The organism is Psychrobacillus sp. FSL K6-1464 (assembly GCF_038003145.1).
Lineage (GTDB): Bacteria > Bacillota > Bacilli > Bacillales_A > Planococcaceae > Psychrobacillus > Psychrobacillus psychrotolerans.
Window position 1 is genome coordinate 64900 of record NZ_JBBOOP010000002.1, and the last position, 23351, is coordinate 88250.

Sequence of the window (23351 nt, forward strand, 5' to 3'; positions counted from 1 at the left end):
CTTAAAAAGAGATCTGAAAAAGGATGAACTTCTGGCGAAACACATGCCTACAACCAAATTGATACGTGTGCGGGAACAGGATTGCCCTACATACAACCCTGTTGGAGAAGCCACACTGCTGTATTGTTTGGATGAGAACAACACTCTGTCCGACACAATCACCAAGATCATGGATGACTCGGTCATAGAAGGTCAATGGGTGCCCAAAGTAGATGTCACAGCAGATGAAGAACACATCTACGAACTTATCGAGGAATTGGCTCGAGCTAATTCAATCGTGCACACACATCCTCAGTTTGTTGAAGAATGGCATCCTTCGAAAAACGGGAAATTAAGCCCGGAAAATATCACGTTTGGAAGCAATCGGAAAGTTTGGTGGCAATGTAGCCAAGGACACGAGTGGAAAGCTTCGGCTAATAGGCGACAGGCGGGGGATGGCTGTCCGTATTGTTCCGGTCGAAGATTTACTCCGGAGCATTCCTTAGCCTCCCTGTACCCCCTCGTAGCAATCGAGTGGCATCCTTCCAAAAATGGAGAGCTGAAACCAGACGAAATATCCGCACGAAATGGAAAAAGAGTTTGGTGGAAGTGTGAACAAGGGCATGAATGGGACGCGGTCATCAGCAACCGAACAAGTGGTAGAGGTTGCCCCTATTGTGCAGGTCAAAGATTAACCCCAGATAGAAGTCTATCTTTTCTATATCCAGCAATAGCTAAAGAATGGCACCCAGTGAAGAACGGAACAATGCGAGCAGAGGAGACGCCCGCCAAAAGCAATAAAAAGGTATGGTGGCTATGTGAGAAAGAGCATGAGTGGGAGGCCAATGCGTACAGTAGAGCATATGGTGTCGGTTGTCCTTACTGCTCCGGGATTAAGTTGGTGCCAGAACGAGCACTAGCTGTCGTATATCCAGAAATCAGTAAGGAATGGCATCGGGAGAAAAATGGTCAACTGAGACCAAACGAAGTGTCTGTTGGTAGCAACAAGATGGTTTGGTGGCAATGTAAGCACGGGTTTAGTTGGAAAGCCCCAGTCATCCGAAGAACGAGCTCTGGGAAACTCGGGCACGCTGGTTGTGCCTCCTGCAAAACAGAACGCAAACAACTAAAAGCATCCTAATACCCAAGGTCTGCACACAGCTGCAGGCTTTTTTACGTGGGTTACAGCAGTTCACTTCCTAACCCGAAGAATTCCTCCATGCAGATGCTGTCCGAACTAGAACCCGCAATAATCTTTCTCTGCTCCGCTATCCATACAACAGATTATCCGACAGATTATATAAAAAAATTAAAATTTAAAACAAGCCTCCAAAATGAAAATAGTCCCAAAATAAAGTGATTGAACATCCCTAGAACAAAACAAACCGCATAATGTCCGGCTGCACCCCATATGATAGAGCAACAACAGTCAAAAAGGGGCTTTACGAGCAGCTTACACAGGAGCAACTGCTGGATTATTGTTGGACAGGCAAATGATATGAAAAGGGAGATGTTAAGATGACAACAGCAACTAAATGTTCGGTTATGAATGAACATGGCGTGGAGGTAAGAGAGGGTGATTTTTGGACAATGGTCAGTCCCCCTAATGATGTGTACCCAAGAGATGAGTCTTGGATTATGCAGATTGGCACGGTTCGAGAGAAATATCTGGGCAATGTTCGGTACGTGAATTGGAAGCGTAAAGGAGACGGCTATAGCTCTTCGAGAACCATTGAAGATTTTGGTTCTTTCAAAAACCTACGAAGATCCACTCCAGAAGAGATTGCGTACTTCAAGAAGCGATTAAACATCAAAGACTGATAACACGATGGGCCATCTTTCAGGAGATGGCTTTTCTTTTCGTTTTCTTTTCTCTGGTTCACTTCATAACATTAATCAATCCGTCTATATCACTAGAACAAAATCGTTTCATCGTCCATGAATTATTCTACCAAGCTACGACTATAATGCTAAGTCATAAATAAATAATAGGCGTTCTTCAGAACATCTGGAAATGGAGGGATTCATATCGAATCTAAATGGACTGGTATAAAAAGTGAAGTGGCGACAGAAACAGAAGGATTATTAAAAGGAAATCTAGATAAAACAGGAGGAATTCAAATGATTAATTATATTACAGACATTAAAGTAGAGGTAAAGAGCACAGTAGAGGAATTTAGAAAAGAAGTCGTTAGCACAATTGATTTTGCAGTGAGAGATAAAGAGTACAAAATAGGCTCTTTTAATGCAGACTTCATCGCAGAAGATATCACTGGAATCATGGGGGAACACGGCATGTCACAGGAAGCACTAGTTATCATTGAAGAAGAATTAGCAGCTTACAAAGCGAAGGTTGCTTCTATCGAAAACATAGAAAGTAAAATGTATGATTTCTTCGAATTTGAAAACGTACTGGTTACCATGCAAGCATTGGTGGATGATGCAGCTTCATCGAATAAGCATTATGGGGTGTATGTTAAAAAATCCGACTCTTGTACAAACGGTGAGTTCTCTAATGAAGAATCTTATCAATTTCGTGAAGGAGCATTTTCATTATCGAAATTCATCGGCTTCTTTTTATCTTCTGACAACAACTTCAAAGTAACTGTAGGCGAGAAGAAAGATTCGTTTGGAGTAGAAGTGATTCCTAAACAACAACACTTCTCTGTTGATGCGGATTTCCTATTCCGAATAGACCTGCTGAGTTAAGTTGATAGACTCTAAATGGTATTGAACGAATTTTATGATGAGGTCATCAAATACAAAGAACTCAAGGAGGAATTATAATGGGAGCAATCATACAAACAAACGAACTTTATCTAGGTGGAATTTTACTACAGAAAGGCTATATTTACGTTACTGTAGCTTTTGACAAAAATCTTCAGCCTAAAGAGGAATTGACTCAAACGCTGTACAAATTAATGCCAGAAGATTCGATGGTAGAAGGATTTGCTATTGCGGAGTTATTTGGAAGGACGATTGAAAAACATCAATATAGCTATGAAATATTAGAGTTTCCTAATAAAGACCAGATAGAAGAAGATTTACAAGGCTCTGAATATTCGTATCTGATAAAAGATAAAAATGGTCATCATTATTTTGCTGGTCATATCGGACCATGCGACCCACAACCTTACTTTTATATCGAAGATCCAACTGATGTAGAAAGCGTCTTTCGTGAGATTTTTGGTAGAGAGGATTTGTAATCCTCTCACGCTTTACCTAAGGAAATTAATTAAAAGGGGGACATACACATGTCGACAAAAATATACAACGGATATCGGCTACCAGCAATGAATCTTCAGGAGTTAAATCAATTTATTCTTAATTTCAAGTCAGTTTCAGAGAAATTAAGGAAGGACTTGTATGAGCGATATATCGCAAATCTAGTAGTTTCCGACATAGACAATCTCGCGATACTTGGCAAAGAGAAGTTTATTGCACAACATCTTCAAGACATCAGAGGAATGGAAGGAAAAGGAGAGAGTATCTTTGAAGGACTAAATCCGCTCCGGTTATCCTACCAACGTATCGAAAGCAGGTATCAACGTATGCAAGAAACGCAGCAACGAGATCCAGCAATTGACCTCGATTGCGAATTAATCTTACTCCCTGCAGAAGAAGGTATTTACGTACTCCTGTATGCAGAGCACAATGAGATCAGAAAGCTGTGGGAACAGACTCCTGGCGTTTCGGAATATGGCTATTGGAACAATGTCGACAGGCTGGAAGGATTAACGGAAAATGACTGGAAAGAACGAGAACAAAAATGGACGGACTTAGGCGTTATGGATAATCGACCAGTGGATATTGGCATGAGTATTAGCGTTACTAGAGGCGTTCCAAGTCTCTTTGAACTAAAGAAACAGAACATTCTTAGCCAAATTCGGTCATTTGATGAGCGTTTACAAAATCGTTCAGAATCGGCTGCATATGATGTAAGGTATAAAGCGATTGATGAAGAATCAAGTCCTAGCTATCGAAAACATCGAGAGATAAATCAATGGTTAACCACAGAGGAAGGACAAAAAGAAATCAACAAGCATAAAGGTACTCTTTCTTCTAAATTGTTAAAGGAAATCACTTATGAAACGGCTCGGTCATCATATAAGGAATTGTCAGAGCAACTAACGGTACTTTCCGAATAGATGCATAGATAAGGTTCTCGCAGATAATGCGGGGGCTTTTTTTCTGTTTCAGTAGTTCGAAAATATAAAAATACCCGAACCGCTTAAAACGATTCGAGCTTTTATAAAAACAGAAGGAATAAATTTAGTATGAATTATTATGCTGTGTTTTGCAATCAAATTATGAACGATTTCTCCTATATTTTTTCAATATTTAAAACCGGTCATTGATTTTCTTTCTCTACTTTCATCTGGATCCGCGTAGTGCTTTCTCGTCGTCTCTGCTGAGGAGTGACCAAGTACACGTGCGGTCAAGTACATATCGCCGTAATCGTTGTAGTGTTTGGTTCCAAACGTCCTCCTGAACACATGGGGTGTGACAGTCTTTTGGATCCCTGCACGCATCCTATATTTTTCAATCATTTGGCGTATCGTACGACTGTTCATCCTCTTTTTCTGTAATGAAAGGAAGAGGGCGTTCTCTGATTTTGGGATGTCTTTCATACTTTTTCTCACCTCTATAAACCCCTCAACATCTCCGATGATTTGCTCAGGCATCGCAATGGATTGCTCGTCTCCACCTTTACGGGTAACAATGATGTGTGACTGATCATCCTGTTGGTTGATTGTGACGTCGGAAATGTCTAGAGCAGCAAGTTCGCTTACGCGAAGCCCCATATAGGCAAGGAAAAGACTAATAATGTAATCACGCTCGACTACTTTGCCATGAAACTTCTGCTCTGCTTTTGTGAGTTCTACATCTCCTAGTATTGCTTGGAAATAGGACTGTATTTCATTTGGACTTAGCCTGTTGCGGATCTTGCTTTTGGACGGTATCTTGAATTCTACATAGACAGAAGGGTCTATCGACAGAAACTTTCGTCGGATTAGGTATTGATATAATGTCCGAATGCTGGCAAGTTTGCGTGCTTTTCCTTGAGGACCATTCTTGAATGTCTGTTCCGTAGGTTTCCCGCTTGCTGTTTCAAATTTTCTTACATATTTCGTAAGGCGGTCAAAGAAAGAAAGAAGATCACGCTCATTTACTTTTTCTAAATCTTCTACAGTTATATATTTAGAGGAGGGAGCTGTTACTTTTTTCATGTCTACTAAGTAATCGAAAAAGAGAAGCCAGTCTTTTGTATATTCATAAAGGGTTTTAGGGGACTTGGCTGCTTCTATAGAAAAGAGGCAGTCTACAGCGAAGTCTGGTAACAGTTCTGATTTTTCCCGAACTTTTTCCCGAACTTCTTGGTTGATTTCTTGATTCATGATGAATTCCTCACTTTCATTCGGGTAGTGGGGCAGGGAAGGGGGTCTCCTGCCTGTTTTAATTGTAATATATTGGAAATAATAATGCAAGTAAAATATTACTTTATAGTAAATATTTGCTATCTAATCCAAAAAACGAGTTTTTCAGATTAGTTAGAAGTGATTGAGGCACATAAGATTGCATACAATACTACATATTTAAAATTAAAAGGGGATGTCGTTATCAAATCGCTAAAAATGAAAGAGCATCAACAGTCAAACAATATTTCCTATTTGACAGAAATTCGTACTATTTTTACTGGAGAAAAAGTAGGCGGACTAAGTATCGAACTGTTGCAGACAATAAAAGAACTTCGATATCTACAATTATATATGCATGAGGGACTTTTCCCTTATGAAGAAGAGGTTCTAGAAAGTAAAGTTATCATGGCTACCTTGGACATAGGTAAACATCCAATTGTCTGTTTGGAGTTCAAGTTTCTATTTGGAAGGTTAGCTCTGACGAGAGTCATCACAAAATCAAAACGATTAAACATAAATAGTGAAAATGACTCGAGATTAATTTTATTTATTGCTCAGTTCATGCAGAAAAATAACATTTCGCTCATAACAGACAGTCTTATGCCAGCTGCTGAATGGGAAAAAATCCAAAGAGACCCTCAATAGGTCTCTTTTTGTATAGTAATAAGTAATTGAATAACGAATTCATGTATATAATGGACCGTTACAAAATAAAAAGGCGATGTCCAACATCGAACTATAAAAGGGGATAATTATCACATGTCTAAAACAATAAACTATTCGCCAGAAGTACGTGCCATCTTTACAGAACAGGAAAATGACGGATTTAAAATCGAACTGTTAAATACTGCAAGAGAAATTCAATATTTGGGATTATTAATGGAAAACGCACTAAGTCTACCAGGTTTTTATGACCAAAAAGCATTAGATGGAAAATTGATTTTGGCAACAATCAGTAAACAAAATAGGCCGATTGTTTGCTTAGAGTTTGAAGAATTTAACGGAACACTTGCGATTATTCAAGCAAAAACTAAACAAAATAAACTTCTGTATAAAGACAATGAACATGAAGATGCTCTTAATTTCCTTACTCGCTTCCTTTTGTTAAATAACATAAAAATAGGAACTGGCGATATCGGGATAGTTTGAATAACGTGACTAAAAAAAGACCTTTAATGGTCTTTTTTATTTGCTTTTCATTCATATTTTGCTAATGATGCGACTTCATAGACCATAAATAAGGTTTTGAGTAGAGAACCTTTGCATAAGATAAGACACTATGAATGGAAAGGAAGTCTTATCGATGAAAGAAAAAGAAATTGTTGCGGTTGGTATCCTGGTTAACGCAACAAAAGGTTTCGAACAAGAAGACTTAATGCTCTTGATGGAAACAATCAATGAGTTGCAAACGCATCGATATTTGTTGTATTCGACGCAAGACACTCGCGGCTATAATGACCAATGGCAAACAATCAATGGTGCCATCAATGAAAGTTATATTTCAATTCAGGAGGATATTATCAAATTATCCCAGAAGATTTGCAGATTAGAAATTACATTAGTAGATCAAGATGGCGATCATCTTATTCGGGATAATTTATATTTACGAGTGGTTCCAGGATATACGGTAAAAAACACTAGAACATTTCGAAAGTTAATTAATGATAGAGAACTTGTCTTAGTATAAAAATCTGGAGAATAACTCATAATGAAACCACATAACCGACAAACACTTCGCTTCCATGGATACACCAACCATACATCGGTTATGACAAACAGATCTGTTGAACTTTTCATTGGACTTGCACTCCAATTGAAGAATCATCAGGTCTTTTTTGCATAGTCAAATAAGTATACACCCAACTATTCCGAAAACATATCTTTTTGGAATAGTTAAAGATTTTGCAAGGACGCTCAAAATGTCCCCTTTTCTCCATCCGTTCCTTGCTAAAAACCAGGCAATTCCTAAAACACAGTAACAAATTTAGTCCAAAAAATTACGAATAAACATAGATGCCGCAAGGCTTTGTAGATTTTCGGAGACAGGACGAAAAATTCGTGATAAATCGTTGTCCAAAATCCAGACTTTGCAATCACGATGCTAAATCAATGGAATATTACCATGTTATCTTTTCTAAATGTTATTCTAATATAACTTTCGGGAATTTTCCCGAACACCATCCTATCCCTTGCATATCATGAATACAATATTTAGTTTTGCGTATTATGTAGTAAGTATATTTAAGGAGATGAAAACCATGAGACTAGTATCTATTGCTATGGATTTATTAGTAAAAATACTCGCTTGCATACTGATGTTACCCATGATTTGCATTGATAAAATAGAAGATGTTTTAGATGTGTTGAGAAAATATAAATATGTAGGAATAGCTTTGGATCTTTTAGACTCATTGATAGAGGCAGTCTCTGCACTGTCTATGTTTATCCTGGAGCTTATATTAGCCGCTGCATGGTTGATAACATGGCCTTTGCGTTTGATTCTGTGGATTAGCTTATCTTCATTATCCTATTTAACTTCCCCATTCGCTGACTTCTCCCTGTTTATCAAAGAAAATGCGAACTTTTTCAAGAGCACTTTGGTTTGGAAGAAAGAAAAAAAAGTTGAACTTTCTGATAGTGCAGAAATAGCTGTCGATATCGCATCCGGAATAGCCAGAATTCAGGTTGGCAAGGATATAACGACAGAAATTAATGCCCCGGAACAACTAGACATAGACCTTAATGTAGATTTATTTTGAATACTCTCCAATTTAGAAAAGACACCATTTCAGATTTCAGACTGATGGTGTCTTTTTATTTCTATTTCCACAATTTGCATGTGTTTATCTGATTTGCAAAGTTTTATATCGCATAAATCCTCTTTAACGCTAGTAATAGCAACGTTTTGACCAATTATAAGCTTGACTAATAATCGTCTCAGGCAACTCTACGTATATGTAGCTCCACCGTTCGACAAATATCGAGCTCTCAACGTCAATTTAAAGCACCCTAATAAATACCATTTCTCCATTGCGTTCTTATTCTCAGAACAAAATTGTCATGTTACGAAGCTCTGTATTTTTATCTAAAACACTTTTAGTTATTCTTGTTGCGTTTCGTTTCGTTTCCTTTCCTTTAGAACAAAAATCTAATTCCTACGACACACTCCACGATTAAATATTTTATTGGAGCATATTCACAACTAGACTCCATAAAAAAACGACCCTTATTAGAGGTCGTTTTTTTATGTGGAGTTTCGGACAGATGAGGTTTCCACAACCTAGCACTTTAAATCCATTCTGACATGGATTTGAGTAGGTGTGCCTTTCCCATGGCTATGTCTTGTAAGTGTTTGGTCGACATATTGATTATTTGTCCTTACAACAAGCCAGCTAACCCATCATATGCATATGAACTTTAAGTATTCTTCTTATCCGACGAACAAAAACAAGCTTGACAGTAGCGTAACACAATAGTAAAATATATTTTACAATAGGGAGCGTTTAACCTTGTGCGTCATTTAATGAAAAACAGAGAGGACAAAACAACATGAGTCTGCTAAAACGTTTATTTAAAGACGAGAAAAAACTTGATACGCTGGAGAAATTCAATCCCGACAACTTGCCAAGAAAACAGAAAGTTGACTATATCTTAGAATTGATTGAGAATTTTGAAGGGACGCCCCTTTCCTATGAAAGATTTAGAGCATTGCTAAACACTAACGCATTCAGTGATATGAAAAAGTTTAGCCATATGACATATCACCATATCCCGTTACTTTCATCACATACGATGCAGTATAAAGAACTGTACGGAAGAAAAACCGTAGAAAGACCATATGGTAATGCTATTATTACTATTGACAACGAAAACTTTCGAGTAAGTGTCTATGATGAGTCTATCTGGTTCTTCTATGAAAAAATAGAATCAGACACGCCTTCCGCTTTTGAAAATGAAAATAAAGCGACTACTAGAACATCAAGCAATGATTTCAAGAATTATAAAAAGAGCCATGTAAAAAAAGTTCTTCTGAACGGTAATAAGTTGTTAGTTGTTTTCGAGAAAATGTTTACCTCGGTAGATGTTTATCTTTTTGACTTAAACATCTAAATAGTCAAAATTAGATATAAACAAACAGCACTAATGTATCCGGTGCTGTTTGTTTTGTTGGGAATGACGTATTTCTCCCCATAACAATAGGGATACTTTACGTTATTGTTAATAACAATCCCAATTAATCATCTATTATGAGTGGTAGTGTATCATTAACTAAAACAAAAATACTGCTTCTAAGTAGACTTTCTGTTGGTCTTATTATCCCCTACGCTCTTTCAACATCTTAAGGAGCTTATTGTTTTCCTTTTCCATCTTTGTTTCTCCCTTAAATTGAGTCACCTTTAATGGGGTAACTTTCTTCTTATCCGTTGCTTTTCTCATGGGGCATCTTCCTTTTTCTTTTTCTAGCATCATTTACCAATGAACCACAATTTATACAAAAAAAAAGAAGAAGATGCATGAAGTGCACCCTCTTCTTCCAAAAATTATTTATTTACATACTCTAAAATCTTCTCGTTTAAAGCATTTACTTTTCTAGTTAATCGACTAGCTGATTTTTCGGATAACTGAGTCGTTTGAAGAGGTCTAACGGAATTCCGACGTTTTTCAGCTACTGTAACATTACTGATATTTCTTCCTTGGGCAGTTTCTGTTGGTCTTTGCATTGTTTTCGTCATCTAAAACTCCTCCTTCATCTGTACTCTTTCTACTATTATAGCATATTTAGGTAAAATTATAATAGAGATACGTCAGATTTACAATATGCGTGGAATCTATCTCTAAAACCTCGCCTCTTCCAGATCTTAATACAGCTAACATTGCGTAACCCTGTGTTAATATCGGAACAATCATAATTCCATGTTGCTCAATTGAAACAATCTCTGATTTCGCAAGCGTTTTTTTGAAACTATCCTTCTTATTTCCCAAATCCAACAAATAATTTAATTCAATTGTGTCAAGAGACAGCTTAATATCATCCGCCAATGAACTGCTAGAACCAAAATTTATAAGAAAGAGAGAAACCTTAAGTCCAAAATGTTCAGTATAAACTCTTAGGTATTCTTCCAACTGCTCTTGGTCATTTGTAAGGACGAACCCATGAAAATAATCGTCTATATTTTGTATCATAGTAGACATGTAATTGGCACGTTGCATATTTCCGTTTCTGATTTGATTGTTGTTCTTAATTACTTCTTCCACATAACTCTCATATTCAAACTCGGTATTCAAGAATTTAGACACACTTGGAGTCAGGAGAACTCCCAAATCTGCCAAGAATACAAAACTCCCCAAAATCAATAGATCTTTCCAATCCTCTATACCCACTATTTCAAAAAACAAGGCAACCATCAATCCTAGTACAAATAGGGTATACAATCCTTTTCTCCACTTTCGAACATTATAATTGTACTTGTCAGTCATGAAAAAATACACTATATAACTAGCTAGCACAAATATAGCTAATACCCCTGCGAAAATCTGAATCATGTCATCGCTCTCCCTTCTTCATATCCTTCTCCTTTATAAGTAGCTATCGCTTCCTTTCTTTTCGAACTACTATATTGTAAGCATTTACATGCTTTCTATTCTATCATTCTTCGATTCTTTCGAACAAAATATTTTTATAAACAAAGATGACTAGACTTCCAGTCCGAACGAGACTTCATTCGTAGGGGTTAAGTATCCAAAATGATTGCAATTGGTGCTCTATGCATACAATGAACTACTACTGATAAAGGGGGAAGTGTTTTTGGAGAATAACGATAACAAAGTCGGTGGATTAGCTACTGCAGCCTTAATTCTTGGAATTGTTGGATTAGTGTTAGGTCTTATACCAATAGTTGGGTGGTTTTTACTTCCGACATGGTTTCTAGCCATAATTTTAGGAGCAGTTGCGTGGATGCGTAATGAGAAAAAAGGGGCTGCTATCACTGGAGTCATTCTTGGTTCGGTTACCATTATGTATAAGTTCGGATTTTGGCTATTGATTATAATTGCCGGAGCTTAATAAACTAATAGAAGAAGGCATCCTCCGTTTTAAATGGAAGATGCTTTTTAAGTCCGTTATATTTTCTGATGAATATAGAGTATCGGTTCCTTCGTATCGAAATTAATGAAATGCTGGGATTTATATCTGAATAACAATTGATAAGAGAGATATAGGTCCACAGAACTCCCGATGGAATTCAATAAAATGTTCGTCATAAGCAAGAATGGGAGCATAACTATCTGGTCAAGCATTAACAATCCACCTGTTATTATTACAAGAGGAGCTAGTAAAATTACTAACATCTCGTTCCGTCGATAATAGACCTCGGGATTGACCTGGTGCATAATGATTGCACCAACGCTACGCTCTCGTTTCACCTCTATCTTTGCCTTTCCTTTCCCATACATCAAGAAAAATAGGACATGTATACCCTCATGCACTAACAATAAAAACAGCATTGTCGGGATGATAAAAATCGTTTCAATTACTTTGTCAGGCTGTAGATAGGAACCAAACGATACCTGTTGAATACTAGCCGTAACCCACCAAATAACGATAGTAATAAAGACTCCGATAGCTAGAGCCATGGACATCTTACCATTCTCTCTCTGTATGACTCCTATTTCCTTAAAGGATCCCCCCATACATATATTCTCTCCTCTCATGCCCTTAATACTTAGGGATTCTCTTTTTATTTTTTCTTAAATATCTTGAGGAGTAGGATTGATGTGTAAAAACCAGCAGAAATTAACATGAATACAATACCATCGACATCTTTGGATTCCCTAAAGATGTACAAGCCACAAAACCCAATGATCGGCATAATCATAATTCTAAATATTTTATAGCGTTTCAAGAAATATTCACTACCATCTTTTGCCGCATTAAAATAATATGAACCAATAAAGGAACCAGAAGCAAAGAAAAATACCAATATAAAAACTCCAATAATCAATAAACCGTCCACTTCATTTCCCCCGTTCTTCTCTAATGTTTTTGCATTATATGTTTTTAAAGATATATTGATATGGATTTACAGTGATGCACCTAATATCAAGTCTCTCATAAGGAAAGATAGACAAGACTTTTTCGTATACAGAATAAGGACCTTCAAATTAAGCAGTTTGAACGTCCTTTTTTAACTACTTCTAGTTTTTGATACCACTACAATGATTAATCAGCTTTCTAGAGGCCGTACGCCTAAGAATGCGAAACCTCTTTGCATCTAAGACATCATATACAAATGAAAACGAATTATTCTTTTAAACAGTTCTATCTCTGTTTAATAGGCTATGAATATATTTCCCGAGCTTACTAAGGCAATCAAAACCTATAAAAAGACAGAATGGATATCCCCCACTCTGCCTTCTTTTTTTACTTCTATATACTGTAGTTTCTTCCTATCACAACGGTTTCTGGATACTCATAGATGGCCTGTAACCATTCATTGTAGTCGTAGGTGACGACAATGTCCGCACCTGGCATCCCTTGATGCAGAGAGTCCAACAATGTTGATAACTCCACATGATTTCTTTCCGTGTAATAGCAGTGGTACAAATCCTTCCCTTTTTCAACATATGGAGGGTCTATAAAGATGGTTGCGTTGCTTAACCAATAGGACTCTTCAATCAATTCAGCTGCATCCTCTTGCGTTATTTGAATCCGATCTGATAGCGAATGAATATGGTTAATCTTCTCGATTAGAGCTTTCGGATTCCAACGGGAGAGCAACGCTTCTTTCGTTCCATTCTTTCCACCTAGGGGGTTAGCTTTCACTATTCCGCTGTAAGCTGTCCGATTGACCAAAAGTGTTGCCCAAGCAGCATCCACTGCGTCTAATCCTCGATAATCCTGCTTAATCATTGCTTGTGCTCTAAAGTAATCCGCATGGGTTGGTTGAATTCGCTGAAGCTTATCTATTAGAGCGTACGGTGCATGTAACATTGTCCACCAAAGCGAATACACCCCGTAATCCAAGTCATTTAAGTGCAACTGTTCAACCACACCGGCATCCAACATCGCGAGTTCGAAAGATCCGCCACCGGTAAACGGGGAAATTAGGGTCTTTGAATTCTCTTGTTGCAAATGTTTGTAAAGATAGTCTACCAACCGCGTTTTACCGCCCGGATAACGAAGTGGTGAGAGGCTTTTCTTCAGTTTGATAGGCATTGCTCCGACTTTAGGCTTCTCAGCCTCTTTGTCCTCCAGAATCAATGTAAAGCGGTGTCTTTCCTTCATCTTTTCCTCAAAATAGGTGAATCCATCACACCATTCACACCAAAAGCCAAGTTTATTCACCGTATCCATTTCGAAATCTTCTAATGGCCCGGTTTCTCTACAAAAATAACAAGTTACCACCATGCTTGATTTTCCTTTTCTACCTTTACTCTAAGGCCAATTTGATATTTTACACCCTCTAATTCCGTAAATATTTCGACGCCATATAGACTTGCCTTTTCTGCAGCTATTCTCTCCGCAAACTCTTGCCACTCTTTAAATAATGGACAATCATCAATAACACCATATGCGTCGTAATGCTTTTCACAATAATCATCGTCTTCATTCCATTCAAAAGGGACTTCTTTTTCACTTGAGTCAGACTGTAGTCCGTAATCATGACTCCACCGGCCCTGATTTCTTCCATCTGATTCATCATAATGTACACGAATAATTCTTCCGTATTTTTTAAATGCAAGGATCTCCTTTGCTACATCATGGGCTATTTCTTTTAATTTTTCCAACTCTCTCTCATTAGCCATTTATAAATCCCTCCCTGTTTTTATTCATTCCTTTACTTTCTAACAAAACACCATTTATAAAAAAACATATATAATACATACCTACCTTTATTCTTCCTCACCTGTTATCCAATGGATTCTTCTTTCTCCTTTTTACACGCGAATGTTCGCTCCTATTTCACTTGTGCTGTTTATCATATGCATTCTCAACCATTTTCACTTAGGTTCTTTATTTCAGATAGTAGACAAAAAAAGAACCTGAATCTACCGAAGACGGTGTCAGGTTCTGTCTGTTATTTTAGTACGAACATTACTATTCCAGCGACCACAATAACGACACTGGCAAAAGCGTATAAAAACACTTTTTGTTTAAATGCGTTCTTTTCTTTTAGCTCAGATGCTCCATTCATTCTTCCCCAGTTGAAACACAACAGAATAACGAACGCGACTAACAGAACTATAGCGGGTATTAATGGGTTCATATATCTTTCTCCTTTAATTTTTTCATTTTGATGTTCTATTATATATAAACCTAGTTACAACTATTCCATTTGGAATGTTGAACCAACGGGGTACCACTTAATCTCATAAGTAGTGCTAGTTTTTAGTCAATAAAAATAGGAGAGAACTCTCTCTCCTACCTGGTTATTTAATCCATAACCGTGTGTGCAAATAGTTCAATACCCAACTCATTCCTTACAACTTGAGCGGCTACATCAAACTGCACTTTATTGAGCGTTGTACTCTGTGAATACAATGGCAGCGATATACTCATCCAATCTGCAACGTCTGAGAAGACATTCGATAACATCTTCCGTTTCTCTGTATACACATCATCTTTAGACCGGATGTTGATATATCCACAATCCAAGCCGAAATCATCGTTAATCTTAAAGTCAGCTGGTTGGTTAGAAAAATGAATCATCCGTTCTGGAAAAGCTTTTGCTACCCCTTCTAGGATTGTGGAAGAATTCTCTTGAATGACCTTCTGAATCTTCTCATCATACTCATTTATTTCTTGTTCGAGAGCATCTGCCTCGCCAGTTAATCTCATTGCCTTTGATTTAAGCATGGTTGTTAATTCTGTCGCTATCCCAGTGTGCTCACGGCCTTTAATTAGTTTGTTCACTTCTTCTTCTGACACACCTTCATTTACATAGGTGGAACTCCAAGATACCTCTACTAATTTAGTGCAAAAATGAGGTAGCGGTTCTCCTATCCAAGATAGTCCTTGTTCTTTATTTGAACTAAGTCGATAAAGATCTGGACAATCGTAATTGTACCAGTCTTCCACAAACTTCGGTGTTAGATTGGCAGATAATTTCGTTCCAAATTGATAGAATGTATCCAGACTTTGTTTATCTACTAAAATATCCTCATTCGCTACTCCATTTCCAGATAAGAAATCTTCGAAATAGGAAAAAGATATAATAAGTGGATACTCTGCCTTGTCTGTTCCTTTGTTTCTCCTTACTTCTTTTCCTCTTCCTTCTCGGTAGCTATATCCAGTCTTGCTCAACTTCACCTTAACGGATACACTTGTTCCAGAACGGTAATACAGTACTTTAACTGGTTCTTCTTCGAATTTAATGTTTATTCGTAAGAGGGATTCTTCGTATTTTGTCTTCCTGTACTTGTTCAACTTCTCTTTATTTTCCATAGAGAGCTTACTGTTGTCTATTAAGTATTGCATTTCACGCGATTTTCTCCCTATTTCCCGTTTGATTTCCACGACTTCTTGTGGAGTTGATAACAAGGCCGTAATCCCTTTTAATTGTCTCGTATGAGACTTGTTCATATTATAACGAATCTCCTCATATGCATCAGCTTCTTCTATCTCGGCATTGACTGCTTGAAATAGCTCAGGAAATGAATTGGATAAATCCGTCGCTACTTTGTCTTGAGTATCATTCCAAGAGAGTTGATAAGTCTTCTCTCCTAAATCCTTGCACATGGCTAATACCAATTTAGCAGTTTCTATTAAGAATGTACCTGTTTCTTCTTCCTTCAAATGTTTCACAAGCACACTTATTTTTTGCTTGCGGAACACACGTAAGTATTCAAGCACAGCATCTAGTTCCAACGCTTCAAATCGAGGCGGAATAGACAGTCCACACGCTTTTCCCATGGCTTCCTCTACTAAAATAACTTCATTCATAAACATGTCTTTTCTTTTCATCTACAATCTCTCCTTTTTAGTCAGCAGCACGAAAACTGCACCAGTGTTATCAAATCCCTATATCATATTCAAAAGACGCTCCATTTATCATTCCAGACATGTAGAGATTTATAGTTCTTGTCACACCTGCATAGAATAAGCGAATAAAAATATCAGGAAACTGTCATAGTTTACTAAGGAGGAATAAGGAAATGAACCGAATAGAAGCATTAGCAAAACTGTTAGGAATAAATCAGGAGCAGATATCCTCTCGTTTTATTAAGGAAGATGTAGATAGCGGAGTTGCTAATGAATATTATGTAGAAGAAAATGGTGAGAGCATCTATTACGATGTGTTGAAAGAAGATGAGATCCACGGCCGTCTGGAAAGCATGTTTGAAGCTATCTATTCAGGGGAAGAAATTTTTGAAATGTATGGCACAACTAACGCGGCAGAAGCTGCAGAAGAAGCTCATATTAGCTTGTATCTTTCTTTAGTGGGAACAATTGGAGACTACCAAGTATATACAACCGAACATGCTTGAATTGGACAGGCCTTAGCGTCTGTCTTTTTAATTGTGATAGAAAAAGACACCCAAATAGGTGTCTCTTGAAACATTTGAAGGGTGTCATATTGTTAGCTTCCGAACGACATGCCTAGTGAATTAATATTTTTTAAATAAGCTGACCTGGTCCAGTTGCGTCTTCCCTTCTTGCTTACCGCTTCTGAACTTTTCCATTAATTCTATCTCCCATTTTAATTGTTCTACAATAGAGTTAAGTTCTGATTGCTTAGTCAGTTTTTGATTTGTCTTTATAAGTTTCTCCATTTCTACAAATTCGAGGACAATGGAATCAATGAGTCTTGCTGTCATTTCCCAAACGACTTCTTCTCCAAGTAAATTGATTTTTATCGTACCTTCTACCGAACGCTTTATTAATAAAAACGATTCGTCATATTTGTCAACTAGTGGCTTATAGTAAGCCATCGTTTCCTTTCGTTTGCAGACATTTCTTAATACAGCCAACGATTTGTACACATGCACTAACTTTTCAGGAACTTTACTTTCCGATTCTTCCATTGTTTTAACAGCAGCTTGCAGTGTTGATACTGTATCCTCTAGTATTTTCAGGCTGTCGTATTTCTCTTCTAACATCTTCCCCTTGTTTCTCTTCATCTTCACCAAATGAATGACAGAACTTATGCCTCTTATAACCAGTACGCTCACAGCGAGGATAAACCCCAACTTTTCTACTGTCATGTATTTCACTCCCTTTTAAATACTTCCCATTCCTTTCAGGCTTTTCAACATGAACAGTTCTTGTTCTAGTGGATTTACCACATCTGTTCCTATTTTATTTCTATCCTCTATCAACAATTTTTCCATGTCTTCTAAAACAAACTGCAGTAAATTTTCTATCCGTTTACAAAATAGCGTATCTCTTGAGATATTTCGACCCCATGAAAGCTTCAATGCATCCTTAATGACATAAAGCGTTGGTTCATATTTATCCAATACTTCTATTTGCATGGATGGCTGGTCGTGATAGAGCTTGTTAATTTGTTTTAGCCTAATGGTTAACGCTAAAAATCGTGTATTTCGCGTAATTAACTGAAAACCTCCTTTTTCTCTAATTCTCTCTGTCAATTTATTAATTTCGTATAACTTCCTTACCGATTCTCCCTTTTCTGGATGACTAAACCATAACCTAACCAAGTGAGACCATTTAATATTTCCCATATCTAACACTCCTTTTTAATTGCGATTACTCGCTCCTGTGTTTGTTTTGCTGCTCTATGATATGCAGTCATAGTCTTTTTGATAGAAGGAATAAAATTAAAAAAAGACACCTCGATATGAGGTGTCTGCCTGAATGGTATTTATTTGTTTATTGACAACTTTACTTACTGATCTTAATCTGATATGGATGAAACGCCACCCACACAGTCGCTTTATTTTGCTTAGGATTATAAACAGGTCCTTCTTTATAAGTGATTCCATCATAACCCTGATCTATTAAATAGTCTTTGAACATGGATACGTGCAGCAACCGGTCTTGGACAAGGGGAAGCTTTCGTTCTTCACAAAACTCTATTAAATGATTAGTTAAAGCTGTGAGTGTTCTATACTTTTTCGGGTTCTGTATGGACAGATATACTTCTTTTACATGGCGGTTTTCCAAATTTAATTGCTTTGGATAAGAAGCCGCAACCTCTAGACTTTCGGAAAAACAACTACCAATAGCTGAAGCACCCATTCCATAATAACTTTTCGCCTTTAATGGTTCCGTTTCAAAAGCTGAGAATTCATTGTTTGTACCATGATAAACGATTAACGGGAGCTTATCGGTTCCTACAACTTTCGAATGCTTGAACCAATCTGTGAAATCAGTTGTTAGTATATTCATATCACTCATCCTTTAAAAGTTATTATAATGGAATTTATGCTCTTTTGATTAATTCTAATGGTGTTACAATGTTTCCTCCATATACTTCAAAAAGTTCATTAAATTCTTCCAAACTCCACTTATTCGATTTTGCCCAATCTACCCAATCGTCTGTATAAGAATCCAACATGTTTTGCTCGAAGTTTTGTTCGTCTTCGTACTTATCCTCTAAGAATGCATGGCTCTCATCCCCGTATAAGACTATTTGAGTTGATTTTAGCGATAATTGACTCAATAACAAAGGTAAAATGTTCGCTGCATTGCGAGCTTTTCCAAGACTATACACTTTTTTGGCAGAGATGTCTGCTACTCTAATTAAATTTGACATATTACAGCTCCTTTAAAATTCACTGTTTGTTTTCACCTTGTCTCCTCGATGATTGTAATGCTTGTTAAAATGAAATCTTTGGCCTTCTGCTAAACTAGCATATACCTCTTGTGTGATAATTCTTCCCTCTTTAATATCTTTTTCTATAAGTGCATAGTATTCATTATCAATGATAGAAAACATACTCTTGAACTCTCTTTCCCCTAAATCCTCTTTATATTCTGCCAAATACACATCTCTTGTTTGCATTAAAATCGCCCTTCCACTTCCGTTAATTGTTTTACCAGTTACTTCTTGACTCATTTTATTTCTCTCCTTTTTAATTGCGATTCCTCGCTCCTGTATTTGTTTTGCCGTTATATGATATGCAGCCGCAGTCTTTTTGATAGAAGGAATAAGATTCAAAAAAACACCTCGAAATGAGGTGTCGGACTGTATGGTATTTATTTATTACCTGTCAGTTGTTTTACATATCTAGCTCTTAGTGCTTCTTGAATCGATGGATCAAAAACTCCTGTACACTCCAAGATGTCTTTTATATCTGACGGAACATACATCGAGATGCGACATTTAAATAGAGGGAAAGAAAGAGTCTTTCCAGCTGCATTATGTCTTCTCTCGATTAAGATAAATTGATCTGCTTGTAGATAATGAGATAATCCACAACCAAAACTGTACTGAGCCATCCCAAGGTTATATTCGTATGGAATTATTAAAGCATACTCATTATTATCTCGCTTTTCCCGAGCTGCCTCATTAAAAGAATCGATTGACTCGCATAGTTCTAGAGTAACATCCTTCACAGCTCCAGTCTCCTGATTCAAATAAAAGTAACGCGTTTGGATTACTTGTTCCAATTTATAAATACACCCTATTAACATATTTACATTCTCGCCCAATTAAAACATCTCCCTTTTCTCATTCTTATTGTTTCCCTTACCTAAGCCCAAAAGCTCTCCTTGATTTCGATTTACTTACCATTATAGTTGTATTACTTAAGAAAAATTCCATTGTTGGATATATGCAAGTAGGAAAATCACAAAAATAACACCTCGATAAGAGGTGCTTACTCATATGATTCTAGTTAGAAATGTATTAGTGAATGTTTCGCTTCTTGAAGTTTCCACCTTTTACTTCTGCTACATCCGAAATCGTGATGAAAGCTTCTGTATCTAGCGATTTGATAATAGTCTTCATTTTCGATTCTTCCAACCTATTGATCACGCAATAAATCATCTCTACCTTTTCATTTTTATGGCCACCTTCACCGGCGATGTAGGTAACGCTTCTTCCTAACCTAGCTTGAATAGCCTCGCCGACATCTCTTGAGTTATTACTGATTATAGTCACTGATTTGGATTCATCAAATCCAACCTGTACTACATCAATCACCTTGATGGCGATAAAATAGGCTAAAGCTGAATACAAAGCTCCGTCTAACCCGTATATAGAACTGGCCACGGAGAAGATAACGATATTTAATACCATGATGATTTCCCCAACAGAAAATGGTATCTTTTTAGCAATCAAGACAGCTAGAACTTCTGTGCCATCTAAAGCCCCACCGTTCCGAAGAACGATTCCAATACCCACACCAATCATAATTCCTCCTAAAACTGTAACAAGAAGTGAATCTCCTCTTATCAACGTTGGAATATGATGAAGTAAACTAGTTGCAATTGCAAGGCTAGCAATTCCAACCACCGTTCTAAAGGCAAAAGTCTTCCCTAATTGCTTATACCCGACATAAACAAATGGAATATTGAGGATAAAGATGAACAAACTGAGCGATAAACCGGATAAATGTGCAATCATGATAGATATTCCTGTAATACCCCCATCAATTACGTCATTTGGAATGAGTACAGCTTCTAAACCGACTGCTGTGATAATTGCTCCGATAATAATAAACAAATTCCTCACAAACTTTTCAAGATAGCTAGCTGTTTCTTTTGGTTCTTTTTTCATTTCTTTTCCGCCCTTCTACTGCTTCCCTTTTTATCTGCAAACAAGTTGCTCCTTTTGGAAGTTTTCACCTATTCTATGCAAAAAAAGGCGAGTTGATAAAAAAAAGATGAAGTAAGAAAAGGAACAAAAAAAAGACTTACCGTGGTCCGCTTAGAAACGTGACAAGGTCTGGAAATCATATATTTATAGCAAGGACGTATATTGGTATTCAATGTGTTGGTTTCTTATGTTTTTTTTCAAACAGAACTCGATGAGAAGTCGAACCATTCTCGAAGAGATGTCGATAATAAGACCGCGAGTGACTCAGAGGACTTTTTTTCATGAAATTATAAGATTATTGTATAATAAAATTTACTAATTTAGTTTTTTTAGGATATAATTAGCAGGAATGCCACGATTTTTGTAGAATTATCCAAAGTAGAAGGAGGAAAATTATGAATAGACAATTACTAGAAATGATAAAAGAGCAAATGAAAGAAAGTATCGATTCCATCAGTTTTGAGAATATCGAGTTACAGAAAAAACTCTTTAAACACTATTGGCAGCTATGCGAACAATTAGAAGAAGTAGTTTCGTTCAAAACTAAACATAATTTAGATAACGAACTCTCTGTATTGGAAAATTGGAAGAAAGAAGAGGAGCAAATAATTGAACCGAAAGAGGAAGTATTAGTTGAGAAAGAATTGATAGATACTGAGGAAATTGAAACCCCGACTTATATTTTTGAGAGAAAATTAAGAGGTGGATATATTCCTGAAATTAATGGATTTGTTCCAGAAGGCATCGTTCGAAAACTCGGACTTGAACACGGTGATAGCGTAAGTGCCAAGTTGCTAAAAGAGTTCGATGACAATCATAAGTTCTATCAATATGAGCTAGTTGAAAAAGGAGTTGCTGAAGAGAATCCAATACGCCAACAATTTAATTATTGTGTGGTGAAAAAGGTAGCTGGAAGACTGGCGGTAGATAAAAGTGAGGAAACAGGCAAACCAATTCGTTCCGGAGAAGATTTCTATACCGTTTTGTTAGATGAACAAGATATTCATGAGCATCATATTCAAGAAGGATCCCTTATTGATATTGCTTTTTACAAAACTAACCCTCAAAAAGCAAAAGTGTTGTGGGTGCATAAAACAGAAGTCATTCCAGAAGCAAACGACAAGAATACAGGAAGTAAGAAGAAAAGCATGAAAGAGATAGAGATAGAACCTTTAGAACAAACCCTTACTGGACGTACCATCTTATTGATTGGTGATGAATCCAACCGAAATCATTACGAAGACCCAATTTATCAGCGTGGAGGTACTTTATTGACGGCAGATGCGAAAGATAAATTAATTCGTATCGAACCACTCGTGAAGAAAGCGGATCTTGTCATTTTCTTATTGTCTGTTTCAGGTCATGTTGGAGGAGAGCACATCAAACAGATGTGTAGAGAGAATGATATTCCTTTTGAAACAAAATGGGGTCTTGGCTATTCTGGTGTCATTCGTATCGCGGAAGAGATATTTACTCAGGTATCTTAAACGGAAAATCTATGTTCATTTCAAGTAAAGAAAAATAAGAACTCAATAGAATATGGCATGACGAAAGACATTCAGAATAGAATAGTCTAGCCCTGAATGTCTTTTTGTGTACAATATGCGAGCAGTTACAAACGTACTCTTAATTTATTAAAACTTCACTTCACATCTAAACAACTGACTTGTTGCACTGAAGTTTTGAACATAAAAACCGTGATCTCCTGTTACTTTTGCTTTTTGTACCATAGCTACACCTTCGTTGCTACCTGTCACTGTTGCTATTACATCCCAATTAGGTCCATAGACCACCATTCTTCTAGTTTCCGGTAATCCATAAGTAGAAAACTGCGTGCTCGTACCCTTTGAAATGGTATAATGTTTTCCCGTATTATGACCATTTTCTAATTGAACATACCACGAATCAGTAGCATATGTACCATATTTAGGAATGTTAATGTCTTTTACAAAAGTATTATCTTTTATGATGTATTTCTCATTATCTATTAGAAAATAGACATCGTCTTGGTGTTCTGGATTGACATAAACTTCTGCATTGACACCAAGGGTATCTATTTTGTTCAACTTATCAAAATCCAATTGTTCCTGTTTTGGTATAGATACAGATACGGAATCTGCACTTGCAACGGTTTCAACCGAGAAAATGGCAAAACTAATCATTCCTAAGAAAGCGATAGACTTTGCGAACTTGTTTAAATTCTTCATATATTTCCCCCTGTTTTATC

General features: G+C 36.9%; 30 protein-coding genes. 13 read left to right on the forward strand and 17 right to left on the reverse strand.

Annotated features, from left to right (window positions below; translation table 11 throughout):
* Positions 1-43: 43 nt before the first annotated feature.
* The 5 genes from MKX39_RS20080 to MKX39_RS20100 all read left to right on the forward strand — a co-directional run bounded on the left by MKX39_RS20080 (position 44) and on the right by MKX39_RS20100 (position 4127).
* Positions 44-1120, forward strand: a complete 1077-nt coding sequence (locus MKX39_RS20080; protein ID WP_340771659.1) for a zinc-ribbon domain-containing protein — start codon at positions 44-46, stop codon at positions 1118-1120.
* 377 nt (positions 1121-1497) lie between these two features.
* On the forward strand, positions 1498-1800 hold the full coding sequence (locus MKX39_RS20085; protein WP_340771661.1) for a hypothetical protein: 303 nt from the start codon (positions 1498-1500) through the stop codon (positions 1798-1800).
* A 300-nt stretch (positions 1801-2100) separates the two neighbouring features.
* Positions 2101-2688 (forward strand): hypothetical protein, encoded by a 588-nt coding sequence (locus MKX39_RS20090; protein WP_340771663.1) that lies wholly within the window; start codon positions 2101-2103, stop codon positions 2686-2688.
* A 77-nt stretch (positions 2689-2765) separates the two neighbouring features.
* Entirely contained in the window at positions 2766-3185 is a 420-nt protein-coding gene (locus MKX39_RS20095; RefSeq protein WP_340771665.1) for a hypothetical protein, read from the forward strand.
* 48 nt (positions 3186-3233) lie between these two features.
* A complete protein-coding gene (locus MKX39_RS20100; protein WP_340771668.1) occupies positions 3234-4127 on the forward strand; it encodes a hypothetical protein in 894 nt (297 codons plus the stop codon).
* 186 nt (positions 4128-4313) lie between these two features.
* Here the strand turns inward: MKX39_RS20100 and MKX39_RS20105 are convergent, their stop codons facing one another.
* Positions 4314-5378 (reverse strand): tyrosine-type recombinase/integrase, encoded by a 1065-nt coding sequence (locus tag MKX39_RS20105; RefSeq protein WP_340764885.1) that lies wholly within the window; start codon positions 5376-5378, stop codon positions 4314-4316.
* A gap of 159 nt (positions 5379-5537) precedes the next feature.
* Between MKX39_RS20105 and MKX39_RS20110 the strand changes: the two genes are divergently transcribed.
* From MKX39_RS20110 to MKX39_RS20130, 5 genes are all read left to right on the forward strand, one after another.
* Positions 5538-6044 carry a hypothetical protein gene (locus MKX39_RS20110; RefSeq protein WP_340771671.1) on the forward strand — a complete coding sequence of 169 codons (507 nt, stop codon included), beginning with the start codon at positions 5538-5540 and terminating at the stop codon, positions 6042-6044.
* A 114-nt stretch (positions 6045-6158) separates the two neighbouring features.
* The gene (locus MKX39_RS20115; RefSeq protein WP_340771674.1) at positions 6159-6548 is read left to right on the forward strand and encodes a hypothetical protein; all 390 of its coding nucleotides are present in this window, start codon (positions 6159-6161) and stop codon (positions 6546-6548) included.
* Positions 6549-6678: 130 nt separating this feature from the next.
* Entirely contained in the window at positions 6679-7086 is a 408-nt protein-coding gene (locus MKX39_RS20120) for a hypothetical protein (protein ID WP_340764889.1), read from the forward strand.
* Between the two features lie 571 nt (positions 7087-7657).
* Entirely contained in the window at positions 7658-8158 is a 501-nt protein-coding gene (locus MKX39_RS20125; protein ID WP_340764891.1) for a hypothetical protein, read from the forward strand.
* Between the two features lie 790 nt (positions 8159-8948).
* A complete protein-coding gene (locus tag MKX39_RS20130) occupies positions 8949-9509 on the forward strand; it encodes a hypothetical protein (RefSeq protein WP_340764893.1) in 561 nt (186 codons plus the stop codon).
* A gap of 431 nt (positions 9510-9940) precedes the next feature.
* Here MKX39_RS20130 and MKX39_RS20135 read toward each other — a convergent pair whose 3' ends face one another.
* Both MKX39_RS20135 and MKX39_RS20140 read right to left on the reverse strand, forming a co-directional pair.
* Positions 9941-10132: a hypothetical protein gene (locus MKX39_RS20135; protein WP_340764897.1), complete on the reverse strand. Its 192-nt coding sequence runs from the start codon at positions 10130-10132 to the stop codon at positions 9941-9943.
* A gap of 46 nt (positions 10133-10178) precedes the next feature.
* Positions 10179-10943, reverse strand: coding sequence for a type II toxin-antitoxin system SpoIISA family toxin (locus tag MKX39_RS20140; RefSeq protein WP_340764899.1), 765 nt, complete (start codon positions 10941-10943; stop codon positions 10179-10181).
* A 256-nt stretch (positions 10944-11199) separates the two neighbouring features.
* On the opposite strand from MKX39_RS20140, the gene MKX39_RS20145 reads away from it, so the two are divergent.
* Complete coding sequence (locus MKX39_RS20145; RefSeq protein WP_445678054.1) at positions 11200-11463, forward strand: hypothetical protein; 264 nt, start codon at positions 11200-11202, stop codon at positions 11461-11463.
* A gap of 56 nt (positions 11464-11519) precedes the next feature.
* Here the strand turns inward: MKX39_RS20145 and MKX39_RS20150 are convergent, their stop codons facing one another.
* From MKX39_RS20150 to MKX39_RS20175, 6 genes are all read right to left on the reverse strand, one after another.
* The gene (locus tag MKX39_RS20150) at positions 11520-12089 is read right to left on the reverse strand and encodes a DUF3267 domain-containing protein (RefSeq protein ID WP_340771676.1); all 570 of its coding nucleotides are present in this window, start codon (positions 12087-12089) and stop codon (positions 11520-11522) included.
* A 47-nt stretch (positions 12090-12136) separates the two neighbouring features.
* On the reverse strand, positions 12137-12412 hold the full coding sequence (locus MKX39_RS20155; protein WP_340771678.1) for a hypothetical protein: 276 nt from the start codon (positions 12410-12412) through the stop codon (positions 12137-12139).
* Positions 12413-12825: 413 nt separating this feature from the next.
* Positions 12826-13752, reverse strand: a complete 927-nt coding sequence (locus MKX39_RS20160) for a DNA adenine methylase (RefSeq protein ID WP_340771681.1) — start codon at positions 13750-13752, stop codon at positions 12826-12828.
* A 44-nt stretch (positions 13753-13796) separates the two neighbouring features.
* Complete coding sequence (locus MKX39_RS20165) at positions 13797-14204, reverse strand: hypothetical protein (protein ID WP_340764908.1); 408 nt, start codon at positions 14202-14204, stop codon at positions 13797-13799.
* Between the two features lie 272 nt (positions 14205-14476).
* Positions 14477-14665, reverse strand: a complete 189-nt coding sequence (locus tag MKX39_RS20170; RefSeq protein WP_340764910.1) for a hypothetical protein — start codon at positions 14663-14665, stop codon at positions 14477-14479.
* 167 nt (positions 14666-14832) lie between these two features.
* The gene (locus tag MKX39_RS20175) at positions 14833-16362 is read right to left on the reverse strand and encodes a hypothetical protein (protein WP_340771684.1); all 1530 of its coding nucleotides are present in this window, start codon (positions 16360-16362) and stop codon (positions 14833-14835) included.
* 191 nt (positions 16363-16553) lie between these two features.
* Here MKX39_RS20175 and MKX39_RS20180 point away from each other — a divergent pair, with 191 nt between their 5' ends.
* Positions 16554-16886, forward strand: coding sequence for a hypothetical protein (locus MKX39_RS20180; protein WP_340764912.1), 333 nt, complete (start codon positions 16554-16556; stop codon positions 16884-16886).
* Positions 16887-17006: 120 nt separating this feature from the next.
* On the opposite strand, the gene MKX39_RS20185 is transcribed toward MKX39_RS20180, so the two are convergent.
* The 7 genes from MKX39_RS20185 to MKX39_RS20215 all read right to left on the reverse strand — a co-directional run bounded on the left by MKX39_RS20185 (position 17007) and on the right by MKX39_RS20215 (position 21085).
* Positions 17007-17603, reverse strand: coding sequence for a hypothetical protein (locus MKX39_RS20185; protein ID WP_340764914.1), 597 nt, complete (start codon positions 17601-17603; stop codon positions 17007-17009).
* Between the two features lie 15 nt (positions 17604-17618).
* Positions 17619-18083, reverse strand: a complete 465-nt coding sequence (locus tag MKX39_RS20190; RefSeq protein WP_340771686.1) for a hypothetical protein — start codon at positions 18081-18083, stop codon at positions 17619-17621.
* A 160-nt stretch (positions 18084-18243) separates the two neighbouring features.
* The gene (locus MKX39_RS20195) at positions 18244-18750 is read right to left on the reverse strand and encodes an ADP-ribosyltransferase-containing protein (protein WP_340764918.1); all 507 of its coding nucleotides are present in this window, start codon (positions 18748-18750) and stop codon (positions 18244-18246) included.
* Between the two features lie 34 nt (positions 18751-18784).
* Positions 18785-19117, reverse strand: coding sequence for a hypothetical protein (locus MKX39_RS20200; protein ID WP_340764919.1), 333 nt, complete (start codon positions 19115-19117; stop codon positions 18785-18787).
* Positions 19118-19129: 12 nt separating this feature from the next.
* Positions 19130-19420 (reverse strand): hypothetical protein, encoded by a 291-nt coding sequence (locus MKX39_RS20205; protein ID WP_340764921.1) that lies wholly within the window; start codon positions 19418-19420, stop codon positions 19130-19132.
* 140 nt (positions 19421-19560) lie between these two features.
* Positions 19561-20016: a hypothetical protein gene (locus MKX39_RS20210; RefSeq protein WP_340771688.1), complete on the reverse strand. Its 456-nt coding sequence runs from the start codon at positions 20014-20016 to the stop codon at positions 19561-19563.
* Positions 20017-20212: 196 nt separating this feature from the next.
* A complete protein-coding gene (locus tag MKX39_RS20215; protein WP_340764925.1) occupies positions 20213-21085 on the reverse strand; it encodes a YitT family protein in 873 nt (290 codons plus the stop codon).
* 434 nt (positions 21086-21519) lie between these two features.
* Here MKX39_RS20215 and MKX39_RS20220 point away from each other — a divergent pair, with 434 nt between their 5' ends.
* The gene (locus tag MKX39_RS20220) at positions 21520-22611 is read left to right on the forward strand and encodes a hypothetical protein (protein ID WP_340764927.1); all 1092 of its coding nucleotides are present in this window, start codon (positions 21520-21522) and stop codon (positions 22609-22611) included.
* Between the two features lie 147 nt (positions 22612-22758).
* Here the strand turns inward: MKX39_RS20220 and MKX39_RS20225 are convergent, their stop codons facing one another.
* The gene (locus tag MKX39_RS20225) at positions 22759-23331 is read right to left on the reverse strand and encodes a hypothetical protein (RefSeq protein ID WP_340764929.1); all 573 of its coding nucleotides are present in this window, start codon (positions 23329-23331) and stop codon (positions 22759-22761) included.
* Between the last annotated feature and the right edge of the window lie 20 nt (positions 23332-23351).

Excerpts from the sequence above, each read along its gene's own strand:
- MKX39_RS20080 (WP_340771659.1), top strand. The coding sequence starts at position 44 with ATGCCTACAACCAAATTGATACGTGTGCGGGAACAGGATTGCCCTACA.
- MKX39_RS20085 (WP_340771661.1), top strand. The coding sequence starts at position 1,498 with ATGACAACAGCAACTAAATGTTCGGTTATGAATGAACATGGCGTGGAG.
- MKX39_RS20090 (WP_340771663.1), top strand. The coding sequence starts at position 2,101 with ATGATTAATTATATTACAGACATTAAAGTAGAGGTAAAGAGCACAGTA.
- MKX39_RS20095 (WP_340771665.1), top strand. The coding sequence starts at position 2,766 with ATGGGAGCAATCATACAAACAAACGAACTTTATCTAGGTGGAATTTTA.
- MKX39_RS20100 (WP_340771668.1), top strand. The coding sequence starts at position 3,234 with ATGTCGACAAAAATATACAACGGATATCGGCTACCAGCAATGAATCTT.
- MKX39_RS20105 (WP_340764885.1), bottom strand. The coding sequence starts at position 5,378 with ATGAATCAAGAAATCAACCAAGAAGTTCGGGAAAAAGTTCGGGAAAAA.
- MKX39_RS20115 (WP_340771674.1), top strand. The coding sequence starts at position 6,159 with ATGTCTAAAACAATAAACTATTCGCCAGAAGTACGTGCCATCTTTACA.
- MKX39_RS20120 (WP_340764889.1), top strand. The coding sequence starts at position 6,679 with ATGAATGGAAAGGAAGTCTTATCGATGAAAGAAAAAGAAATTGTTGCG.
- MKX39_RS20125 (WP_340764891.1), top strand. The coding sequence starts at position 7,658 with ATGAGACTAGTATCTATTGCTATGGATTTATTAGTAAAAATACTCGCT.
- MKX39_RS20130 (WP_340764893.1), top strand. The coding sequence starts at position 8,949 with ATGAGTCTGCTAAAACGTTTATTTAAAGACGAGAAAAAACTTGATACG.
- MKX39_RS20135 (WP_340764897.1), bottom strand. The coding sequence starts at position 10,132 with ATGACGAAAACAATGCAAAGACCAACAGAAACTGCCCAAGGAAGAAAT.
- MKX39_RS20140 (WP_340764899.1), bottom strand. The coding sequence starts at position 10,943 with ATGATTCAGATTTTCGCAGGGGTATTAGCTATATTTGTGCTAGCTAGT.
- MKX39_RS20150 (WP_340771676.1), bottom strand. The coding sequence starts at position 12,089 with ATGGGGGGATCCTTTAAGGAAATAGGAGTCATACAGAGAGAGAATGGT.
- MKX39_RS20160 (WP_340771681.1), bottom strand. The coding sequence starts at position 13,752 with ATGGATACGGTGAATAAACTTGGCTTTTGGTGTGAATGGTGTGATGGA.
- MKX39_RS20165 (WP_340764908.1), bottom strand. The coding sequence starts at position 14,204 with ATGGCTAATGAGAGAGAGTTGGAAAAATTAAAAGAAATAGCCCATGAT.
- MKX39_RS20170 (WP_340764910.1), bottom strand. The coding sequence starts at position 14,665 with ATGAACCCATTAATACCCGCTATAGTTCTGTTAGTCGCGTTCGTTATT.
- MKX39_RS20175 (WP_340771684.1), bottom strand. The coding sequence starts at position 16,362 with ATGAAAAGAAAAGACATGTTTATGAATGAAGTTATTTTAGTAGAGGAA.
- MKX39_RS20180 (WP_340764912.1), top strand. The coding sequence starts at position 16,554 with ATGAACCGAATAGAAGCATTAGCAAAACTGTTAGGAATAAATCAGGAG.
- MKX39_RS20185 (WP_340764914.1), bottom strand. The coding sequence starts at position 17,603 with ATGACAGTAGAAAAGTTGGGGTTTATCCTCGCTGTGAGCGTACTGGTT.
- MKX39_RS20190 (WP_340771686.1), bottom strand. The coding sequence starts at position 18,083 with ATGGGAAATATTAAATGGTCTCACTTGGTTAGGTTATGGTTTAGTCAT.
- MKX39_RS20195 (WP_340764918.1), bottom strand. The coding sequence starts at position 18,750 with ATGAATATACTAACAACTGATTTCACAGATTGGTTCAAGCATTCGAAA.
- MKX39_RS20200 (WP_340764919.1), bottom strand. The coding sequence starts at position 19,117 with ATGTCAAATTTAATTAGAGTAGCAGACATCTCTGCCAAAAAAGTGTAT.
- MKX39_RS20205 (WP_340764921.1), bottom strand. The coding sequence starts at position 19,420 with ATGAGTCAAGAAGTAACTGGTAAAACAATTAACGGAAGTGGAAGGGCG.
- MKX39_RS20215 (WP_340764925.1), bottom strand. The coding sequence starts at position 21,085 with ATGAAAAAAGAACCAAAAGAAACAGCTAGCTATCTTGAAAAGTTTGTG.
- MKX39_RS20220 (WP_340764927.1), top strand. The coding sequence starts at position 21,520 with ATGAATAGACAATTACTAGAAATGATAAAAGAGCAAATGAAAGAAAGT.
- MKX39_RS20225 (WP_340764929.1), bottom strand. The coding sequence starts at position 23,331 with ATGAAGAATTTAAACAAGTTCGCAAAGTCTATCGCTTTCTTAGGAATG.